This window comes from Stutzerimonas azotifigens DSM 17556 (assembly GCF_000425625.1).
In the GTDB taxonomy this organism is placed as follows: domain Bacteria; phylum Pseudomonadota; class Gammaproteobacteria; order Pseudomonadales; family Pseudomonadaceae; genus Stutzerimonas; species Stutzerimonas azotifigens.
This window is the reverse complement of sequence record NZ_AUDU01000017.1, coordinates 137,769-156,761: the sequence shown is the minus strand read 5'-3', so window position 1 is coordinate 156,761 and position 18,993 is coordinate 137,769. Positions and strand designations below refer to the sequence as shown.

Here is an 18,993-nt window from a genome sequence, read left to right as displayed (position 1 = left end):
CGGTTATCCGCCTTGTACGAACTGGCTGATCTCCAGTGCCGCAACTGCGATGACGGCAGCGATTTCGGCCGTCCGCAGGCGCCGGTGAGTGCCGGGTTCCGCCTCGCGTGCCAGTACACGGCGCCGCATCCAGCACCAGCCCCAAGTGGTGCCGGCATAGAGCAGTAGCCGCCAGGCCAGGAAATGGCCGCTATGATCATCCAGCCATTGCTGCCAACCCTCGATGCCGCCGGCCAAGTGGATACCGACGACATTGACAGTGACTGTCGCGACCAGCAGCAAGACGACCCACAGCAGCGTCAAACCTGCGCGACGTAGCCACTGGCGCCGCCACGCCATGCTCATGGAGTGCTCCCGCTGCTCGGGGGACGCTGCAACTGATCGAGCCGGTCGCGGGTCGGATCACCTTGATAGATGCCTCGCGAGCCTGCAGAGCGTGCGCTGTAACGCTGGATGATGGCGGTGGGCGAATTGCTCGCCAGCTCGCGGCGCAGCTCCAGCTCGGTTTTCAGGTTATGGATTTCGCGGTCGAGTAGGTCGCTTTCGTGTGAAACTGCTTTTTGCGCCAATTCGTTGGCTGCGACGTTCGGTTCTTTGCGTCCAGTCAGCAGGGTACGCTGCAGCAGCAGTGCTTTTTCGAGCACGCTGGACAAGGCGATTTCCGAAGCGAGGCGCCGCGCCAGGATGTCTTGGTCGGGTTCGTCGCGCAGTGCTTCGATCACGCCGCGCGTGATCGGCAGCGAGGCGCTGCCGGCTGTTTGTAAATTGTCGAAGCTTAGGGACTGGCTGCCGGCGATCAGCCCCTGTAGCACTTCGAGCTTCTCCTCGTATTCCTCCTGGATCAGCGGCGTCAGGCCGACTCCGGGCATCGTCATAGTCTTGGTGCATGCTTCGCACGTGCGCTGCTCTTGCTCGCCCAGCACCCGTACGGCCCAGGCTGAGGCTGCGGTGGGCGAGTTCCAGGTCTGGCAGGTCAGGTTGCCACCACAACTGCTCGGATCGATCGTGCTGGTGTCGTCGACATCGCGCCCGTTAACCAGGTTGTAACCGGCGCGGGTGACATCACTGACGACGCGAATCGGGCGCTGCCCTGTGCCTCCCGCATTTTCGCCACCGACCCATGTCACCCCTTCATTGCCGCGGCTTGCTTCGGTCTGCTCAATGGCAGATACGGCGTCGGTGCTGGATACGGCTTGCTTAAGTACCATCCCATCGGCGAGCTGGCTCCATCCGATCTGGCCGCCAGCCATGTCGCCCATCTTCTCCGCCATTGCGCGACAGGTCAGTTTGGAACGGTCAAAATCCAGCCGAGCCTGCAACACGCCGTTGGTGAGCAGGTTATAGAGCCCGGGGTCCGCCCTCTGGATGATCAGTGCTGGCAACGACGCCACAGCGGCCGTGGCGTTCTGAATGACTGACGACATGATGGTCTGGAAGCCGTTGGTCGCGCCGTTCAACTGGTTCTGGATCGTGGTCGAAATAGACATGTCACCGCAGATCAGGTTGCTGTCCCATCCAACGCCGACGCCAATGGCGCGCATATTGGAGGCGGGTGTCATCGACACGGCCTGGCCGCCGCCGATTGAATACAGCACGTCGTCGCCGATCACGGAGCCCTGGTGTTGCACACCATGTTGGTTGACGCTGGTCTGGGCGAAGGTGCTTGTGCACGCCATCATCAAAATGGCGGTTAGAAGGAGAGGGCGCGGTATTGCAGCAGGGGAGGATTTGCAACGGGTCATCATGGCCTGCCTCAGTTGAAATCGACGCTGCCCAGAAACACCTGACCTTCGCGTTCGCAGCAGCTATAGGGTCTCCACAGCGCCCAGGCGTAATCACCCTGCTGCGCCTGTACGCGGTTTTCGGAGTGAGGGAAGACCGCGCATGTGGGAGACAGGGTCGGTGTCAGTTCCTGCCATTTGCCTGTCGTGGCGTCGCTCTCAACTAGTTCACCGGCTGGCCAGTAGCCATCCTCGGCATCGGCGAGCAGAGGTTGGTAGACGTGGATCTGGCCGCGGCGTGTGACGACATCCCCGGCACGTTGGGCTACTACCGCACCGGCCATATAGTCATCGCTTTGGTGCAGGAAGCCGCCGCGTGGATAGACGTTGCCCCAGAGATTGCGGTCAGTGCGGGTGCCGATCTCGCGTTCGCCCGGAGTCAGCGCTTCCGGGTACACCATTTCGGGGATGTTGTAGCGCCACGCGATGGTGTCGAGAGTACTCAAAAGGTAAGGCATGAAGGCGGTGCCGGCACCTTTGCAGATATAGCCGAAGCCGGAGGCGAACTGGCTCAGCACATAGCCGCCGGGGTGGCCGATCACGTCAGCGTTCTTGAACTTCGCCAGGTTGTTTTCGTGGTTCTCGTTGGTCGTACCGTCGCCGCCGGCTTGTGCCATGGCGTTGGGTTGGCTTATCGATTGCACATCCACCCATGGATTCTCGCCAGTGTTCGAGTAGCTGGACACAACCGCGTCGGGCACGTAATGCCTGACCTTCACCGAGGTCTCCACGGAGCAGCTGAAATACGTGCAGAGCAGCCAGAAACAGATCCCGGCAACGCGATATTCCAGACAGTCCGGTGAGAGCGTCGAGGAAGCGATGGTCGAGGTGTCGAGCGCGAAAGACGGGACTCCCATCGTCAGCAGAATGGCGGCGATGCCGGCGCGCAGGCGGCGAGAACACATCATGGCTGCGTTCTCTGATGTGCTTCGATGAGCGCAACCGCCTTGGCGACGTCCGGCTCGCCATAAACCACATAGCGTTGATCAACCACTACAGCGGGGATCGTGGTAATGTCCAGGCTCCAGGCATCCACCACGTCTTGGTAAGCCGCACCAAGGCGTGCCAGGAGAGCGTTACCGCCGTCCTTCAGCCGCTGTTGCACGACTGCTGTACTGCGAGTGGGGTCGGCAGGCAGATGGGCACCCAGCTCGCCCTTGATTCGGGCCGGCTGATCCAGCTCGATAACCCGAACGCCGCTGGTAGCTAGTACCGGGTGCTGGCTATCGGTAACGACGAGAATGTCCTTGGCCTGCGCCTGCGTGCTTAGCAGCGCAGCGCATAATCCGGCGACGAGCGACCGCCACGATGAATGAGAAAGGAGAGTCGGTCGAGCCAGCATGTTGAACCACCGCAGAGTTGGCAATGGCGGTAGTCCACTTCAAAACGGTGTGGGTAACGACAAACAAACGGGAACCAGTGATCTCCGTTTTTACAGGGAAATGGCGCTGTGTGTTACGGGTACGCCGGCCCGCGCTGCGCACTTCTAGCCGATGGCTTAGGTGGCGCATGGCTGTTGCAGCCGGTGGGACAGACCACTCAGCCAGTTGGGGACCAAGGGGCTGTCATCAGGAGTCCAGGGAGTAGCTTTGTTCCGCCTTAGGGTTCGATGGCAACCTAAGACTCGCGCCCAAAGCGGCAGCAACCAGCAGCGCCATCAGCAAAATCATCGTAGTTGCGCCTTGGCCGCTCAGCACAAGCGCAGCCACAAACGGGCCGGCAGCCTGCGCCAGGAGCATAGGCCGCGCTAATGCTCCCATCCTGGTGCCAAACCCCTCCGCCCCGAATAGCGTTAATGGTAGCGTCCCTCTTGCAATGGTCATGATTCCATTGCCGGCACCGTAGAGGGCGGCGGCGACGAATGCTAGCCAAGGTATGCCAGGTGTGAACAGGAGTACGCCGGCAAGGCTCAGAAGAATGCCGATGCGCGCTGACCAAGTGGGGTGGAGATGCCGGGCGATGGAAAACTCCAGCAACCTTGCCACGACCTGCGCGGGGCCGATCACCATACCAATCGCGAGTACTGTGACGGTCGGGAGCCCCAGCTGTTCGAGTGCGGACAACAGGTGTACGGAAAAACTTGCCATGACGAATGCCATAACTGCCAGCAGCCCCGCGACCAGCATGAAGAGTCGACGGCTGGAGCGATCAGGTAATGGCGGGGGCCGTTCTTCGCCTGCAGAGCCCCCTCCAGCATCGCGCACGTGCGTTCTGGGGACAGCCAGCCAGTGGATCGACAGTCCAATCAACAGATGGGAGGCTACAAGCACCAGGCAGGCCTCACGCCAACCTAGCCAAGATTCAAGCGCGGCTATTGCGGGCCATCCCAGAGTGCTGGCGAATCCTCCGATCAAGGTCAGTCCGGTAATTGCTTCGCGCGCATGCTCTCTGAACAGCGTTCCGAGTGTTGCAAACGCGGCATCGTACAAGCCTGCCGCCATCCCCACTCCCAGCAGCGTCCAAGCCAAGTAGTAAAGCCATAGGGCATGTGCAAAGGACATGATCAGCAGCCCAACGCCCAACATCAATGAGCTGAAGGCGAGTACGGGACGTCCTCCATGGCGATCAATCAATCTGCCGGCCAGAGGCGAGCAAACGCCAGCAACCAGCATCCCCCAGGAGAGGCCTCCTACAACTGACGAGAGTGCCCATCCGGTGTCGCGTGCAATGGGCCCCGCCAATACCGCAGGCAGATAGAACGTCGAGCCCCACGCCAGAATCTGCGTGATGCCCAAGGCGATCACTAAGCGCAGGCGTCCAGTGGTGAGCGGCAGATGGGGTTCGATCTGGGTCACGGTCGCTCACTGCTATAGTTGTTAGTAGCAACAAGCTAGTCGATGCCCCCTATCCAGGTCAATTGAGCAACCATGGCTTGACGAACAATTCGCTGAGCAATAATGTTGCAGGTAACAACTAATCGGAACCGACATGCCAAAGATGCGTAATGACGACCTGAGCCAAGATGCGGAAGCCCTCTATGAGGCGCTAAACCAGCTGGTGCGGGTCTACCAGTTCCGTGATCGCGATCGTATTTGCTGCTACGACGTGTCGGTTACGCAGTGCTATGCCATCGAGACGCTGGTCAAGCAGGGGCCACTCCGCCTGCAGGGCTTGGCCGAGGAGATGTTTTTGGACAAGAGTACCGCCAGCCGTGTGGTTGATACCTTGGAACGCAAGGGTTACGTCTCGCGCGTCGAGGATTCGGAGGACCGTCGCGCCGTACGCGTCCAGGCCACCGAAGCGGGCACCAAGCTGTATGAACAGATTCGAGCGGACCTCATCGCTGAAGAGCAAGCGATGATCAGTGGCATGACGCCCGAGGTACGACAGGGGGCGCTCGTGTTGCTGCGTCAGCTTACCCGAGCAGCTGAAATTCGCTGCGGGCTGGCCACTGATTGCTGCCCGCCCCGATCGAAATAGGCGTGTAGAAGTATTCCTTTTTTTGCCCTGATTGTTGTTACTACCAACCGAGTTGTAAGCAAGACCAACCAGCCTAACGCCGGAGAATTGATATGAAACTGTCTGAACTGCCCGTCATTGTAATCGGCGCCGGCCCGGTGGGTCTGGCCGCTGCAGCGCACCTTCTGGCTCGAGGCGTGAAACCACTGATCTTCGAGGCGGGCGACCAGGCGGGAGCGAGTATCAGCCGCTGGGGGCACGTCAGGATGTTCTCGCCTTGGGAATACAACGTGGACAGGGAGGCTGCGAAGCTCCTGGCCGCAACTGGTTGGGTAGCTCCGGGAGCCGGGAGCTACCCAACTGGCCGCGAGCTTCTGAAGCAATACGTCCTTCCACTTGCCGCTGTACCAGTAGTCAGTGATTGCCTGCATCTGAAGACACGCGTGCTTGCGGTCTCCAAGGATGGCGCTGACACGCTGAAAAACAAGGGGCGTGCAGAGGCTGCGTTTCTGGTGCGCGTGGCGGGTCCCGAAGGTGAAAAGGACGTGCTTGCTCGGGCGGTGATCGATGCCTCTGGCACCTACGAGACACCTAACTGGATGGGAGCGTCAGGCATTCCGGCACTGGGTGAGTTGGAGGCAAAAGCGCATATCGTCTACGGCATACCCGATGCTTACGGTAATGAACATGATCGATACCGCAATCGCAGGGTATTGGTTGTGGGTGGAGGCCACTCAGCCTTTAACGCCCTGCAGGATCTGGTTCAGCTCGCTGCCGACGCACCTGCTACCAAGGTGTACTGGGCCATTCGAGGGCACTCGCTGGAGCGAATCCTGGGAGGTGGGGCCAACGATAAGCTCGCGGAGCGAGGCAATCTGGGCATGCGGATCAAAGCGCTACTTGACCAGGGGAAGATCACCTTATTCAAAGGCGTTTCGATCAGCCATGTCGACTCCACTGAAGCAGGGCTCATCGTCCACAGCAACGGTGAAACGCTGCCGGCAGTGGATGAGATCATCGTTGCCACAGGCTTCCGCCCCAATCTTCAATTGCTAGGAGAGCTGCGCTTGGCGATCGACCCGGCGACCCAGAGCCCCGTTCAACTGGCCCCCCTTATCGATCCCAATGAGCACAGCTGCGGTACCGTTCGGCCCCATGGCATTGACGAACTGTCCCACCCCGACGAGGGCGTTTTTATTGTCGGCATGAAAAGCTACGGACGCGCGCCCACGTTCCTGATGCTTACGGGCTACGAGCAAGTGCGCTCGGTGGTAGCGGGTCTTGCCGGCGACTGGGAAGCTGCGCGTCGTGTTGAGCTTGAGCTGCCAGAAACCGGAGTCTGTAGCCTCCGGCCTGAACAGCCGAAAGGGGTGCCGAGCTGCGGTGCCCCTACGCCTGCTGCGCAACCCCCATGCTGTGACACTCAGGCGCCCCTTGCTGCACCTCAGGCTTCTGAATCACGTTGCTGTAACCCTACGAGTCGCGCATAAGAACTCGTTGCCGAGGCTTGCTCCGTTGACCTGCCATTAATCAGGCCGGCGGAGCGAAGCAGGCACATAAGATCGACAAGCCTTGGTGCTCTTTGACTTTTTATCGGTTGTCATCGGAGAACCAACATGCAGGCCGTACAAATTTATGACCCCGCGCTGTGCTGTAGCACCGGCGTATGTGGAGTAGAGGTGGATCAGGCGCTTGTCACCTTCGCAGGTGATGTGGAATGGGCCATACGGAATGGTGGCCAAGTCCAGCGTTTCAATCTGGCACACCAGCCTCAGGCGTTTGCCGAACAACCTGCCGTTCGCAACTTGCTGGAACGTTCGGGACAGGAAAGTTTGCCCGTGTCCCTCGTCAGCGGCGAAGTCGTCTTGACGGGCCGCTATCCGACGCGCACCGAGCTCGCCAAGTGGACCGGGCTTAACGAATCGCCGTTATCCGACGCATCGGGCAGCGAATGCTGTTCGGGACGTGGTTGTTGCTGAAAGGACCCCCTCATGAAATTTCTTAAAACTCCACCGCGCTTCCTGTTCTTCACCGGCAAGGGTGGTGTAGGCAAGACCTCCATTGCTTGTGCCGCGGCTGTTCAACTGGCCGGCGACGGCAAGCGCGTCCTGTTGGTCAGCACTGACCCAGCATCGAACGTCGGGCAGGTTTTCGGCCTGGATATTGGTAACAAGGTGACCGAGATCCGCGGTGTACCCCGTCTAGCCGCTTTCGAGATTGATCCGCAACAGGCCGCTCAGGCTTACCGGGATCGAATCGTGGGGCCGGTCAGGGGCGTCCTCCCGGAGGACATCGTCAAAGGCATCGAGGAGCAACTGTCAGGGGCCTGCACCACCGAAATTGCTGCGTTCGATGAGTTCACCGCGCTGCTGACAGACGACAGCCTAATCGCCGAGTTCGATCACATCATTTTCGACACCGCGCCTACGGGGCATACCATCCGGCTGCTGCAGCTTCCTGGCGCTTGGAGCGGGTTTCTGGAAAACAGCAAAGGCGACGCCACTTGCCTGGGTCCTCTCGCGGGCCTGGAAAAGCATCAAGCGCAATACAAAGTCGCGGTGGAGGCACTATCCGACCCATTACGCACGCGTCTCGTACTCGTCGCACGGGCGCAGAATGCCGCATTGCGTGAGGTTGCACGCACGCACGAAGAGCTTTCTGAAATAGGCTTGAAGCAGCAGTATCTGGTCGTGAATGGAGTACTGCCGGCCAGTGCTGCCGACGGTGATGAACTCGCCTCAGCCATCTACCGACGCGAGCAACAGGTACTGGCGAACTTCCCCGAAGTACTACACGCGCTCCCGCTCGACCAGCTCTCGCTCAAGCCTTTCAATCTGGTAGGTCTTGACACGCTTGGGCGCCTGTTCGCTGATATGAATAGCGATAGCGGGGGTATAACTGGCGGCGAGCCCGATCTGAAGTTTCCTGAACTCTCCATCTTGGTGGATAACATTGCGGCTGACGGACATGGCTTGGTGATGCTCATGGGCAAGGGCGGCGTAGGCAAAACCACCATGGCCGCAGCTGTTGCCGTCGACTTGGCTCGTCGGGGATTACCCGTGCATCTAACGACCTCCGATCCGGCTGCACATCTTGCCGAAACACTTGAAGGGGCCTTGGATAACCTGACGGTCAGCAGAATTGATCCGCAGGCCGAAACCGAGCGCTACCGGCAGCACGTGCTCAAAACGAAAGGAGCACACCTGGACCCCGAGGGCCTGGCTCTATTGGAGGAGGACCTCCGATCGCCTTGTACTGAGGAAATCGCTGTATTCCAGGCTTTCTCCAGAGTGATTCGAGAGGCCGGCAAGAAGTTTGTGGTCATGGATACCGCCCCCACCGGACATACGCTTCTTCTACTGGACGCCACGGGCGCTTATCACCGTGAAATCGTCCGGCAGATGGGAGACAGCAAGGTAAGTTACGTAACGCCCATGATGCAGCTGCAAGATCCCAAGCAGACAAAGGTATTGCTGGTGACACTCGCGGAAACCACCCCTGTTCTGGAAGCGGCGAATCTGCAGGCTGACCTGCGACGCGCTGACATAGAACCTTGGGCCTGGATCGTAAACAACAGCGTTGCGGCAGCCAGGCCAGTGTCCGCATTCCTGCGCAAGCGTGCCGAGAACGAGCGCCGTGAGATCGACGCGGTAGCCAAGGAGCACGCAACACGTTATGCGGTTATGCCTCTGCTTAAGGATGAGCCCGTAGGCCTGAATCGTCTGCAGGCACTCTTCAGAAGCGCGTAGAAAATTGCGAGGCGTTGCTCGAACCGAACAGCGCCTCGTCAAACCGTCCTCCCCGACACAAGACTGAACCTTCGGTTCCACCTCCCTTGCAGAAGCGCTCTCTGCTTAAGCTCGCGGTCCTGATAGCTGCGCCTAGTGCCAGCAGGTATGAAGCTATGGGGCAAACTGTAATAAAAATGAAACTTAACAGGCTGCGCTAGAAGTAGCGATGGGCCTGTTGCTACTTCCTGAAACTCGACTATAACTAGTCTGTGCGGCGCAATAGCAGCCTCACCATTAGCATCTGCTATCGTTCGAACGTAAAAATCCTACGTGCTCAAAAACAATAATTAAGTCCAGCAGCAACCATAATAAGAGAGGACGCAAATGGGTAAGTTAACACGTCGTATATTTCTAAAATACACAGGTAGTGGAGCGGCTGTCGGCACGCTTGCTCTATCAAATACTGCCTTTGCGCAACAATCCGCTCCAAGTTTTCCGCCTGGCTCTACAACACTTCCCTATCCCCAACAACCAATCGCAAAACTAAACGAGCTTCAGGTCAATAACCCTGTTTCCTTTTCCTATCCGGATAGCGCCTCACCCTGTGTCCTGATAAAAAAAGGTAAAACCGTTCCGGGCGGCGTCGGGCCGGATAAAGACATTGTTGCGTACAGCACGTTATGCACCCACATGGGTTGCCCTGTGCTTTACGATCAAACAGCAGAGACGTTTAAGTGCCCTTGCCATTACTCCATATTTGATCCAGACCAAGGCGGGCAAATGGTAACCGGTCAGGCAACCGAGAATCTGCCTCAGATCGTGCTTTCTTATAACGATGACGAGAAATCTGTTTATGCCATCTCAGTCCAAGGACTGATCTATGGAAGGCAAGCCAATATAATCTAGTGTGAGGATAGCCTGATGAGCCAATTCAAAGATCGAGTCCCGCTGCCACCGATAGATGCCCAGAAAACTAATATGGCTTGCCATTTCTGCATAGTTGGCTGTGGGTATCACGTATACAAGTGGCCCGCAAACAAAGAGGGTGGCAGGGCGCCCGAGCAAAATGCTCTTAACGTGGATTTCACCCGCCAAGTTCCCCCAATGCAGATCACCATGACGCCTGCCATGGTGAATCGTATTAAGGATAACGATGGCAGCGAACACAATATAATGATTATTCCTGATAAGGAGTGCGAGGTAAATAAGGGGCTATCCTCTACGCGCGGCGGCCAAATGGCCAGCATTATGTATTCCGAAAATACCCCGATAGGAGAGCGTCGCCTCAAGGTTCCGATGCTCTATACCGGTGATGACTGGATAGAGACGACTTGGCAGCAGTCGATGGATATCTACGCGGGGTTAACTAAAAGAATTCTAGACGAAGACGGGCCCGAACAAATTCTGTTCAATCTTTTCGACCATGGTGGGGCGGGAGGAGGCTTCGAAAATACCTGGGCGACTGGGAAGTTGATTTTTTCCGGCATTGGTACTCCGATGGTCAGGATACACAACAGGCCAGCCTACAATTCCGAGTGCCATGCGACGCGCGACATGGGGGTCGGCGAGCTAAACAACAGCTATGAAGATGCAGAGCTTGCTGATGTATTGATCTCCATTGGTAACAATCCGTACGAGTCCCAAACTAATTATTTTCTCGCTCATTGGGTGCCCAATTTGCAGGGCGCAACGACAGGGAAAAAGAAGGAGCGATATCCAGGTGAAAGCTTTGCTAAAGCCAAGATAATTTTTGTAGATCCCCGCCGCACTATTTCTGTAGATATTTCTGAAACAGTTGCTGGCAAGGACCATGTTTTACACTTAGCTATCAACCCTGGAACGGACACGGCTTTATTTAACGGGCTTTTGACGTATGTGGTGGAAAAAGGTTGGCAGGATGATGAATTCATCCAGAACCACACGACCGGTTTCGACGACACTCTTGCCTCTAACAAGCTTAGCCTGAGCGAATGTAGCGTTATTACTGGTATCACCGAAGACGATTTGAGAAAAGCAGCAGAGTGGGCTTATCAACCCAAGGAATCGGGGCACGCGCCCCGCACCATGCATGCTTATGAAAAAGGGGTCATCTGGGGCAACGATAACTACCGAATCCAGTCATCCATCGTGAACCTTGTATTGGCCACGCATAACGTTGGCCGTCGAGGAACTGGCGTGGTTCGTATGGGTGGCCATCAGGAGGGTTATGTACGCCCCCCTTATCCAGGCGGTCGGCCCGCTCCTTACATCGATCAGGAAATCATCAAAAACAATGGAATGATGCTCACCGTCTGGGCTTGCAATGCTTTCCAAACGACCGTAAACGCCGAGACATATCGCGAAGCAGTAAAGCGACGGGCAAATATCGTCAACCAGGCACTGGCCAAGGCAAGGGGCGCTTCTACAGAGCAGCTAATCAACATCATCTATGATGCGGTCAAGAACCAAGGCGGCTTGTATCTCGTTGATATTGATCTCTATCGCACTAAGTTCGCGGACAGCTCCCACATGCTCCTCCCGGCCGCACACCCGGGAGAAATGAACCTCACATCCATGAATGGTGAAAGACGGCTGCGATTGTCAGAGCGCTTCATGGATCCTCCTGGGATTGCCAAAGCGGACTGTATGATCGCTGCCGATATGGCCAATGCGCTGAAGCGCCTGTATGAAGGCGAAGGCAACACTGAGATGGCGCAGAGATTCTCAGGCTTTGACTGGCAAAGTGAGGAGGATTCGTTCAATGACGGTTTCCGCATGGCTCATGAGAAGGAGATTGATAGCCAAGGGGGGCCTACTGGGCATCTTGCCACCTATGAACGGCTGCGAGCCGCAGGGACGAATGGCGTTCAGCTGCCCATCAAGGAATACCGCGACGGTAAGCTGATCGGGACCGAAATACTTTACAGCGACAACACGTTCGACACGGATGACGGGAAGGCCCATTTTCAGCCGTCACCCTGGAATGGCTTCCCCGCCGTCATCGAAGCGCAGCAGAAAAACCATGCTTTCTGGATCAATAACGGGCGTACGAATCACATCTGGCAATCGGCCTATCACGATCAGCATCTAAGCTTCCGTAAAGGTCGTTTTCCTATGGCACCCCTGGAGATCAACCCAGAGGACGCTGCGCAACTGGGGATCGCGGCTGGGGATATAGTTGAGATTTATAACGACTACGGCGCGACCTATGCCATGGCCTACGCGGAACCCGACATCAAGCGGGGGCAAGTCTTCATGATGTTCGGATACCCAAACGGCGTACAGGGCGACACAGTCAGCGAATGGACCGATCGCAACGTAATTCCTTATTACAAGGGTGCGTGGGCCGACATTCGTAAAGTAGGTGAAAACGAAGCCTACAAACATTCAGTGTCGTTCAAGCGTCGGCGTTACTCGTAACGCTTCAACATCGGGAGGAATGGTTCGCAGCATTCCTCCCGAGCGCTACGGGGTGGTTGCCCGCCTGCAAAAAACCGATCACTACGACCGGCTAACTTGAGCGAGTCATTCCATGCTTTGGCAGGAACATGGAAATGAGAGCTGCCAACAGAATGAATCCACTCGACACCCATAGGCAGGCGTGCAGTCCATAAGCCTGGAACACCCAGCCGGACAGCAGCGTGCCGATCAAGCGGCCCAGGGCGTTGGACATGTAATAGAACCCCACGTCCAGCGAGACACCGTCTTCCTTGGCGTAGCTGATGATCAGATAGCTGTGCAGCGAGGAGTTCACAGCGAACAACACGCCGAAAAGCATCAGCCCGCCCAGCAGTACCGTAAGGGCTGACCAATCGGTGGAAAGACCCAGCGCAATCAAGGCAGGCAAACCCGCCAGGGAAAGCGCCCAGGCGAACGCCGCACGCCCGTCCGGCACATGACCTCGTTTCTTGCCCGTGATATTAGGCGCGAGGGACTGCACGATGCCGTAACCGATGACCCACGCCGCGAGAAAGCCTCCGACCAGCCAGAAGTCCCAACCAAATACGGTGCTCAGATAAACCGGAAGGGCTATCACGAACCAAACGTCGCGAGCGGCGAACAGGAACAGACGTGCCGCAGAGAGGATGTTGATTGCCCGGCTCTTGGAGAGCATGTCGCGGAACTTGGGCTTGGCCTTGGCCTTGCCGAGATCCCTCTTCAGGAATACCAGGCTGCCTATGAAGACCAGGGCCAGCACCGCCGCCATGGCCAGCACCGCGCCGGCAAAGCCGAGCAGCGCAAGCAGCGCCCCGCCGAGGAAAAAGCCCACCCCCTTAAGGGCGTTCTTCGAGCCGGTCAGGATCGCTACCCACTTGTATAGCGTGCCCTGCTGACTATCCGGTACCAGGAGCTTGATTGAGCTCTTGGCACTCATCTTGTTCAGATCCTTGGCAATACCGGAAAGCGCTTGTGCGCCCATCACCCAAGGCACGGTTAGCCAAGCCGCCGGTACGGTGAGCATCAGCAATGCGAGCACCTGCACGCCCAGCCCAATGTTCATGGTCCGATTGAGGCCGAGGCGAGCGCCAAGGTAGCCACCCACCAGGTTGGTGATGACACCGAATATCTCGTAAAACAGGAACAGCGCTGCGATCTGCAGGGGCGTGTAGCCCAGCGAGTGGAAGTGCAACACCACCAACATGCGCAATGCGCCATCGGTGAGGGTAAAGGCCCAGTAATTACCGGTGACCACCAGGTACTGACGTACTTCCACAGACAGGGTCGACAACGCTTTCATGTGTGCTCCCGATTACACTGCAGCGCCGACCAGCCGGGCCAGTTCGACGGCACGATTGGCATATCCCCACTCGTTGTCGTACCAGGCGTAGATTTTCACCTGGGTACCGTTGACCACCATCGTGGATAGCGCGTCGATGATCGAGGAGCGCGGATCGGTGCGGTAATCGATGGAGACCAGGGGACGTTCCTCGTAGCCAAGAATGCCCTTCAGCGGACCTTCGGCGGCAGCCTTGAGCAGTTCGTTCACTTCTTCCGCGGTGGCCGCTTGTTCGACTTCGAACACACAGTCGGTGAGCGAAGCATTCGCCAGCGGAACACGCACAGCATGACCGTTTAGCTTGCCGCGCAGCTCTGGGAATATTTCGGCGATCGCCGTGGCCGAACCGGTCGTTGTCGGGATCAGGCTCATCCCCGAGGCGCGGGCACGGCGCAAATCCTTGTGCGGGGTGTCGAGGATGCTCTGGGTATTGGTCAGATCGTGGATGGTGGTGATCGATCCGTGGCGGATACCCAGACTTTCATGAATCACCTTGACCACCGGCGCCAGGCAGTTGGTTGTGCAGGAGGCGGCTGTGACGATGCGATGCTGGGCTGGATCGAATAGCTGGTGGTTGACGCCCATGACGACGTTGAGCGCGCCCTTTTCCTTGACCGGGGCACACACCACGACGCGCTTAACGCCCTGGTCCAGGTAGGCCTGTAATACGGCTACGGTTTTCATCTTGCCGCTCGCCTCGATGACGAGATCGCAATCGCTCCAATCGGTCTCGGCGATCGCCTTGTTCGCCGTAACCTGGATGTGCTTGCCGTCGATCAGGATGCAATCGCCGTCGCTGCTCGCCTCTTGTCCCCAGCGGCCATGCACCGAGTCGAAATTGAGCAGGTGGGCGTGGGTCGCGGCGTCGCCAGCAGGATCGTTGATCCGGACGAATTCCATTTCGGGCCAGCCCCAGGCCGCACGCAGTGCCAATCGACCGATACGGCCAAAACCATTGATGCCAACTTTGATCGTCATGCTGGTATCTCACAGAAGAAGAGCGGGGATCAGTCGAACTGATTGATCCAATTAAGGTGTGCAGGGTGTTGGATGGCTTTCGGTCGCAGCGCCTGCACCTGAGCGATCGCGGTATCCCGGCCAAGACCCGCCTCGATCAGGATGCGAGCGGCAATAAGACCGGTGCGCCCCGAACCGCCTTTGCAGTGAATGGCGAGAGATTCCCCGGCCTTCAGTTGGGAGAGGATTGGCTGCCTGGCCTCCTTCCACTGGCGTCCGAAATCTTCGAGAGGGACCTGCTCATCCGCCACCGGTAGGTGATACCAGGCGAGACCCAACACCTCACATTGCCTGGAAATGTCGCCCGCATCGTTCGTGTCCAATTCGCTTTGCGGCATCAGCGTGATGACGGCGGTGGCTCCGGCTTGCTTGAGCGCAGCCAATGCGTCTGTCAGGAAGACTCCCTTGGTGCCGGGGCAGGGGGTGAAAATCAGCTTTCCCGGCAAGCCTGGGATGCTGAGCACATCGTAGGGGTGGCTCATCTTTAGTTCCTCGATCAGATAGCGCGCTGATTGACCCGCCGGGAAAGTTCCTCGGCCGACTCCTTGCGCTCGGAGTAGCGATCAACCAGATAGTCAGACCGGTCACGTAGCAGCAGGGTGAACTTCACTAGCTCTTCCATAACGTCGACCAGCCGGTCGTAGAACGCGGAGGGTTTCATTCGACCGTTCTCGTCGAACTCCAGAAAAGCCTTGGGCACCGAGGACTGGTTGGAGATGGTGAACATGCGCATCCAGCGACCAAGTACTCGCAGCTGGTTGACCACGTTGAACGATTGCGATCCTCCGCAGACCTGCATGACCGCCAGCGTCTTGCCCTGGGTCGGGCGAACCGCACCCATCGCCAGCGGCACCCAGTCGATCTGTGCCTTGAATACTGCGCTCATGGAGCCGTGACGCTCGGGCGAACACCAGACCTGGCCTTCGGACCATTTCATCAGCTCGCGAAGTTCCTGCACCTTGGGATGGGTGTCAGGAACATCGTCCGGCAGGGGTAGACCTGAGGGATTAAAAATGCGGGTTTCAGCGCCGAATCGTTGGAGCAGCCGTGCAGCTTCCTCGACCATCAATCGACTGAACGAGCGCTCCCGATTCGAACCGTAGAGCAGCAGGATGCGTGGCGGGTGAGTTGGCGTGCTCTCGATGCCGAGTTTTTCCAGGCTCGGAGGGTTTGCCAGCCCGAAATCGAGATTCGGGAGCAGATCGTCTTTCATGGTCACTCCTGTTGTACGGGGGTGGCAGCGCTATCGAACCAGCGACGCTTGAGCCACAGGGCAACGCCAACTAGCGAGATCAAGACCGGCACCTCGACCAGCGGACCGATCACCGTGGCGAAGGCCACCGGAGACGCCAGGCCAAAGGTGGCAATGGCTACCGCGATGGCCAGCTCGAAGTTATTGCTCGCTGAGGTAAACGCCAGAGCAGTAGTACGGGGGTAATCGGCCTTCAGCACCTTGCCCATCCAGAAGCTGACAAAAAACATCACGATGAAGTAAATCGTCAGCGGGATGGCGATTCGAACTACGTCGAGCGGCAGCTGCAGCACCATATCGCCTTTGAGACTAAACATCGCGACGATGGTGAGCAGCAGGGCCACCAAGGTCAGAGGGCTGATTCGCGGAATGAAATGCTCGGCGTACCACGCTTCTCCCTTCTGCCCGATCAGCACTTTGCGGGTCAGGAATCCGGCCAGAAACGGGATACCGAGGTAGATCAGCACCGATTCGGCTATGTCAAAGAAGTTGGTCTCGATGACGCTACCCTGCAGGCCAAACAGCGGCGGCAGCAGCCCCAGAAAAATCCATGCGTACACGCTGAAGAACAGGATCTGGAAGATACTGTTGAAGGCCACGAGGCCCGCCACGTACTGGTTGTTGCCACCGGCGATCTGGTTCCACACCAACACCATGGCTATACAGCGAGCGAGGCCGATCAGGATAAGACCTGTCATGTACTCCGGATAGTCGCGCAGAAAGATGACAGCCAGGGCAAACATCAGCACCGGCCCGATGACCCAGTTCTGAACGAGGGAGAGCACCAGGATGCGCTTGTCCTGGAACACCTGGGGCAGCTCTTCGTATTTCACCTTGGCCAGAGGGGGATACATCATCACGATCAGGCCAATGGCAATCGGGATATTGGTGGAGCCTACAGACAGGCTGTTCAACCAGGCTGGCAGACCCTCGAACACGCTTCCCAGGCCTACGCCCAGTGCCATCGCAAGGAAAATCCAGAACGTCAGGTAACGATCCAGAAAGGAGAGACGACTCTTGCTCATGCGGCTACCTCAAGTGCAGCTATGCGCGCTAGCTCGGCTTTCAGTTGGTCGGGGCTGAGCTGCTGCAGCGGCAAATCGAGAAAGGCTTGCACCCGAGCGCGAATGATTGCGAGCGTACGATCAAAAGCGGCGTCGACTTCCGCCTCAGTGCCTTGCAGCTCTGAAGGATCAGCCAGCCCCCAGTGAGCCTTCACCGCCGGCCCAAAGAACACTGGGCAAGCGTCGCCCGCCGCCTTGTCGCATACGGTGATTACGAAGTCAGGATTCAGCGACTCATGCGAGTCGATCGACTTGCTCGACAGCCCTTCGGTCGAAATACCCTCCTTTTGCAGCGCCTTCAGGCTGAGCGGGTGAACAATTCCCTTGGGGTGGCTTCCGGCGCTATAGGCTTTCATGCCGGCCGGCGCCATCGCGTTGAACGCGGCCTCTGAAAGGATGCTTCGGCAGCTATTAGCGGTGCAGAGAAACAGAATCTTCATCAATCAGGTATCCCTTGGGTTGGATGAGCCCAGGTGAGCTTCAGCAGCAGGAGGCGGTACGCGCAGGGCGGTCACCCATCTGGCTCAAGCGCTTCGCATCTGGGCTGAGCCAGTGGCGGTTTGAAGAAAGGGTGAGTTCGATGATGCGGGCCACCCAATCCGGCAGATTCGGGTGCAACCGGTAGTACACCCATTGCCCCTGCCGGCGATCTTCCAGTAGTCCACAGGTGCGCAGTTGCGCCAGATGGCGGGAGATCTTTGGCTGGCTCTCGTTGAGAGCAAAGGTGAGTTCGCACACGCACAGCTCGCTTTCTTCGGCGATCAGTAACATCGCGCGGGCGCGGGTTTCGTCAGCCAGGCATTTGAATACGGTGGTAGGAGTCAGGTGGTCGGCCATGAAAGTCTTAGCGCTTGGTTTTTACTAGAACGAACATTTTGATCCTTTCATGAATCTCGTGAAGAGCATGACGGAAGGCGTCGGGCTGGTCGCTGCTGACTGGGTCTTCGAAATTCCATGCGAGAACCTCAGCGGAGCCCGGCAGCGCCTGGCATTCCAATGCCGATTTATCGCACAGGGTTATGACGTAATCGAATTGCTGACCGGCGAACTCATCAATGGATTTGCTGCGCAAGCCATCGGCATTTACGCCCAAGTTCCGGAGCGCGGCGACGGTGCGCGGATCAACGCCTGTCGGGGCAGTACCAGCACTGAATGCTTCGAAGTGTTTGGCGTCGGTGTGCCGCAGGAGTGCTTCGGCCAGCTGTGAACGGGCGGCATTGGCAACGCAAACAAAGAGCACGCGAGACTTGTGAGCCATGGGAAATGTCTCTGACAAATTCGGAAAAACGAATATATGGTTTTTCACATAAAAGGTAAACCTACGCTTGCCTCAATCACCATTGGTGCTGACAACCCGTCGTATAGCAGCTCGCTTTAGCCGGTTCACGTTCTCGCTAACCTCTGAAACGTTTTATTACATCTGTAAATTCGCATATATGAATTTTGTAATGAAAGCGTCATCGGTACGGATTTAGGTTGCGTCCCACCTCAACCCAATGCAGGAATCTACGATGAAAAAACTGACCCTGTCCGCGCTAATGCTGGCCTCCCTCTTCGCCGGCACCGCCGTAGCCGGTGAGTTCGACAAACCTGGTTTCGTCACCGAAGTCGAAGACGGCCGACTGTGGGTGTTCCGCGAGGGCTCCCAGGAGCTGAAGGACTTCGAAGCCACCGGTGAGCCGGCCAAGCAGTTCACCGACATCGGCACCGGCCCTAACGGCATGACCGTCAAGGCGGCCGATGAGAAGACTCTCAAGGCCTACTTGGAAACGCTGAAGAAGTAATTTTTACCAAGGCCGCCTTCGGGCGGCCTTTCTTTTGCGCGCCCGCATGGGTGCAATCTTGTGGTTGCAGCCCGCCGTAAGCTGACCACAGCGAACACATTGAAGCGCACGTATAGAGGTGAGCGACCGGTATTATCCGGCTGGTTCGGGCCGGCTTGAGTGCGGAGATCATAGATGGCGGTGTGGTGTTGAACGTGAGGTCAATGTGC

At 57.7% G+C, this 18,993-nt stretch carries 20 protein-coding genes; 7 read left to right on the top strand and 13 right to left on the bottom strand.

All coding sequences use genetic code 11. The annotated features are described in order from the left end of the window. Positions 1–3 precede the first annotated feature (3 nt). The 5 genes from H610_RS0101640 to H610_RS23055 form a co-directional block, all read right to left on the bottom strand. A complete protein-coding gene (locus tag H610_RS0101640; RefSeq protein ID WP_028238056.1) occupies positions 4–345 on the bottom strand; it encodes a hypothetical protein in 342 nt (113 codons plus the stop codon). After that, positions 342–1,745: an integrating conjugative element protein gene (locus tag H610_RS0101635; protein ID WP_051231416.1), complete on the bottom strand. Its 1,404-nt coding sequence runs from the start codon at positions 1,743–1,745 to the stop codon at positions 342–344. Before H610_RS0101635 ends, H610_RS0101640 begins: the two co-directional genes overlap by 4 nt. Before the next feature lie 8 nt (positions 1,746–1,753). Next, complete coding sequence (locus H610_RS0101630) at positions 1,754–2,689, bottom strand: TIGR03756 family integrating conjugative element protein (protein ID WP_003291066.1); 936 nt, start codon at positions 2,687–2,689, stop codon at positions 1,754–1,756. After that, complete coding sequence (locus H610_RS24700; protein ID WP_084166343.1) at positions 2,686–3,123, bottom strand: TIGR03757 family integrating conjugative element protein; 438 nt, start codon at positions 3,121–3,123, stop codon at positions 2,686–2,688. Before H610_RS24700 ends, H610_RS0101630 begins: the two co-directional genes overlap by 4 nt. A gap of 226 nt (positions 3,124–3,349) precedes the next feature. Further along, positions 3,350–4,576 carry an MFS transporter gene (locus H610_RS23055; protein WP_003291062.1) on the bottom strand — a complete coding sequence of 409 codons (1,227 nt, stop codon included), beginning with the start codon at positions 4,574–4,576 and terminating at the stop codon, positions 3,350–3,352. Positions 4,577–4,709: 133 nt separating this feature from the next. Here H610_RS23055 and H610_RS0101615 point away from each other — a divergent pair, with 133 nt between their 5' ends. From H610_RS0101615 to H610_RS0101600, 6 genes are all read left to right on the top strand, one after another. Beyond that, positions 4,710–5,201: a MarR family winged helix-turn-helix transcriptional regulator gene (locus H610_RS0101615; protein ID WP_003291060.1), complete on the top strand. Its 492-nt coding sequence runs from the start codon at positions 4,710–4,712 to the stop codon at positions 5,199–5,201. 92 nt (positions 5,202–5,293) lie between these two features. Continuing rightward, a complete protein-coding gene (locus tag H610_RS0101610) occupies positions 5,294–6,670 on the top strand; it encodes an FAD-dependent oxidoreductase (RefSeq protein ID WP_003291059.1) in 1,377 nt (458 codons plus the stop codon). 126 nt (positions 6,671–6,796) lie between these two features. After that, complete coding sequence (gene arsD / locus H610_RS24695; RefSeq protein ID WP_003291057.1) at positions 6,797–7,159, top strand: arsenite efflux transporter metallochaperone ArsD; 363 nt, start codon at positions 6,797–6,799, stop codon at positions 7,157–7,159. A 12-nt stretch (positions 7,160–7,171) separates the two neighbouring features. Further along, the gene (gene arsA, locus H610_RS0101605; protein WP_003291055.1) at positions 7,172–8,929 is read left to right on the top strand and encodes an arsenical pump-driving ATPase; all 1,758 of its coding nucleotides are present in this window, start codon (positions 7,172–7,174) and stop codon (positions 8,927–8,929) included. 366 nt (positions 8,930–9,295) lie between these two features. Continuing rightward, the gene (locus H610_RS24690) at positions 9,296–9,817 is read left to right on the top strand and encodes an arsenate reductase (azurin) small subunit (RefSeq protein WP_003291053.1); all 522 of its coding nucleotides are present in this window, start codon (positions 9,296–9,298) and stop codon (positions 9,815–9,817) included. A 15-nt stretch (positions 9,818–9,832) separates the two neighbouring features. Next, positions 9,833–12,310 carry an arsenate reductase (azurin) large subunit gene (locus H610_RS0101600; RefSeq protein WP_028238053.1) on the top strand — a complete coding sequence of 826 codons (2,478 nt, stop codon included), beginning with the start codon at positions 9,833–9,835 and terminating at the stop codon, positions 12,308–12,310. Between the two features lie 91 nt (positions 12,311–12,401). Here H610_RS0101600 and arsJ read toward each other — a convergent pair whose 3' ends face one another. The 8 genes from arsJ to H610_RS24685 are packed head-to-tail and all read right to left on the bottom strand — an operon-like array spanning position 12,402 to position 18,258. Further along, positions 12,402–13,628: an organoarsenical effux MFS transporter ArsJ gene (gene arsJ, locus H610_RS0101595; RefSeq protein WP_028238052.1), complete on the bottom strand. Its 1,227-nt coding sequence runs from the start codon at positions 13,626–13,628 to the stop codon at positions 12,402–12,404. Positions 13,629–13,640: 12 nt separating this feature from the next. Then, positions 13,641–14,645, bottom strand: coding sequence for an ArsJ-associated glyceraldehyde-3-phosphate dehydrogenase (locus H610_RS0101590; RefSeq protein WP_003291048.1), 1,005 nt, complete (start codon positions 14,643–14,645; stop codon positions 13,641–13,643). 29 nt (positions 14,646–14,674) lie between these two features. Further along, entirely contained in the window at positions 14,675–15,166 is a 492-nt protein-coding gene (locus H610_RS0101585; protein ID WP_028238051.1) for a cyclin-dependent kinase inhibitor 3 family protein, read from the bottom strand. Positions 15,167–15,180: 14 nt separating this feature from the next. Then, complete coding sequence (gene arsH, locus H610_RS0101580) at positions 15,181–15,897, bottom strand: arsenical resistance protein ArsH (protein ID WP_028238050.1); 717 nt, start codon at positions 15,895–15,897, stop codon at positions 15,181–15,183. Positions 15,898–15,899: 2 nt separating this feature from the next. Then, positions 15,900–16,961 carry an ACR3 family arsenite efflux transporter gene (gene arsB, locus H610_RS0101575; protein ID WP_003291043.1) on the bottom strand — a complete coding sequence of 354 codons (1,062 nt, stop codon included), beginning with the start codon at positions 16,959–16,961 and terminating at the stop codon, positions 15,900–15,902. Further along, positions 16,958–17,440, bottom strand: a complete 483-nt coding sequence (locus H610_RS0101570) for an arsenate reductase ArsC (protein ID WP_003291041.1) — start codon at positions 17,438–17,440, stop codon at positions 16,958–16,960. Before H610_RS0101570 ends, arsB begins: the two co-directional genes overlap by 4 nt. Positions 17,441–17,480: 40 nt before the next feature. Continuing rightward, positions 17,481–17,837, bottom strand: a complete 357-nt coding sequence (locus H610_RS0101565) for a metalloregulator ArsR/SmtB family transcription factor (protein WP_003291040.1) — start codon at positions 17,835–17,837, stop codon at positions 17,481–17,483. A 7-nt stretch (positions 17,838–17,844) separates the two neighbouring features. Continuing rightward, a complete protein-coding gene (locus H610_RS24685; protein ID WP_003291039.1) occupies positions 17,845–18,258 on the bottom strand; it encodes an arsenate reductase ArsC in 414 nt (137 codons plus the stop codon). A 253-nt stretch (positions 18,259–18,511) separates the two neighbouring features. Here H610_RS24685 and H610_RS0101555 point away from each other — a divergent pair, with 253 nt between their 5' ends. Then, positions 18,512–18,784, top strand: coding sequence for a hypothetical protein (locus tag H610_RS0101555; protein ID WP_003291037.1), 273 nt, complete (start codon positions 18,512–18,514; stop codon positions 18,782–18,784). Positions 18,785–18,993: the final 209 nt, after the last annotated feature.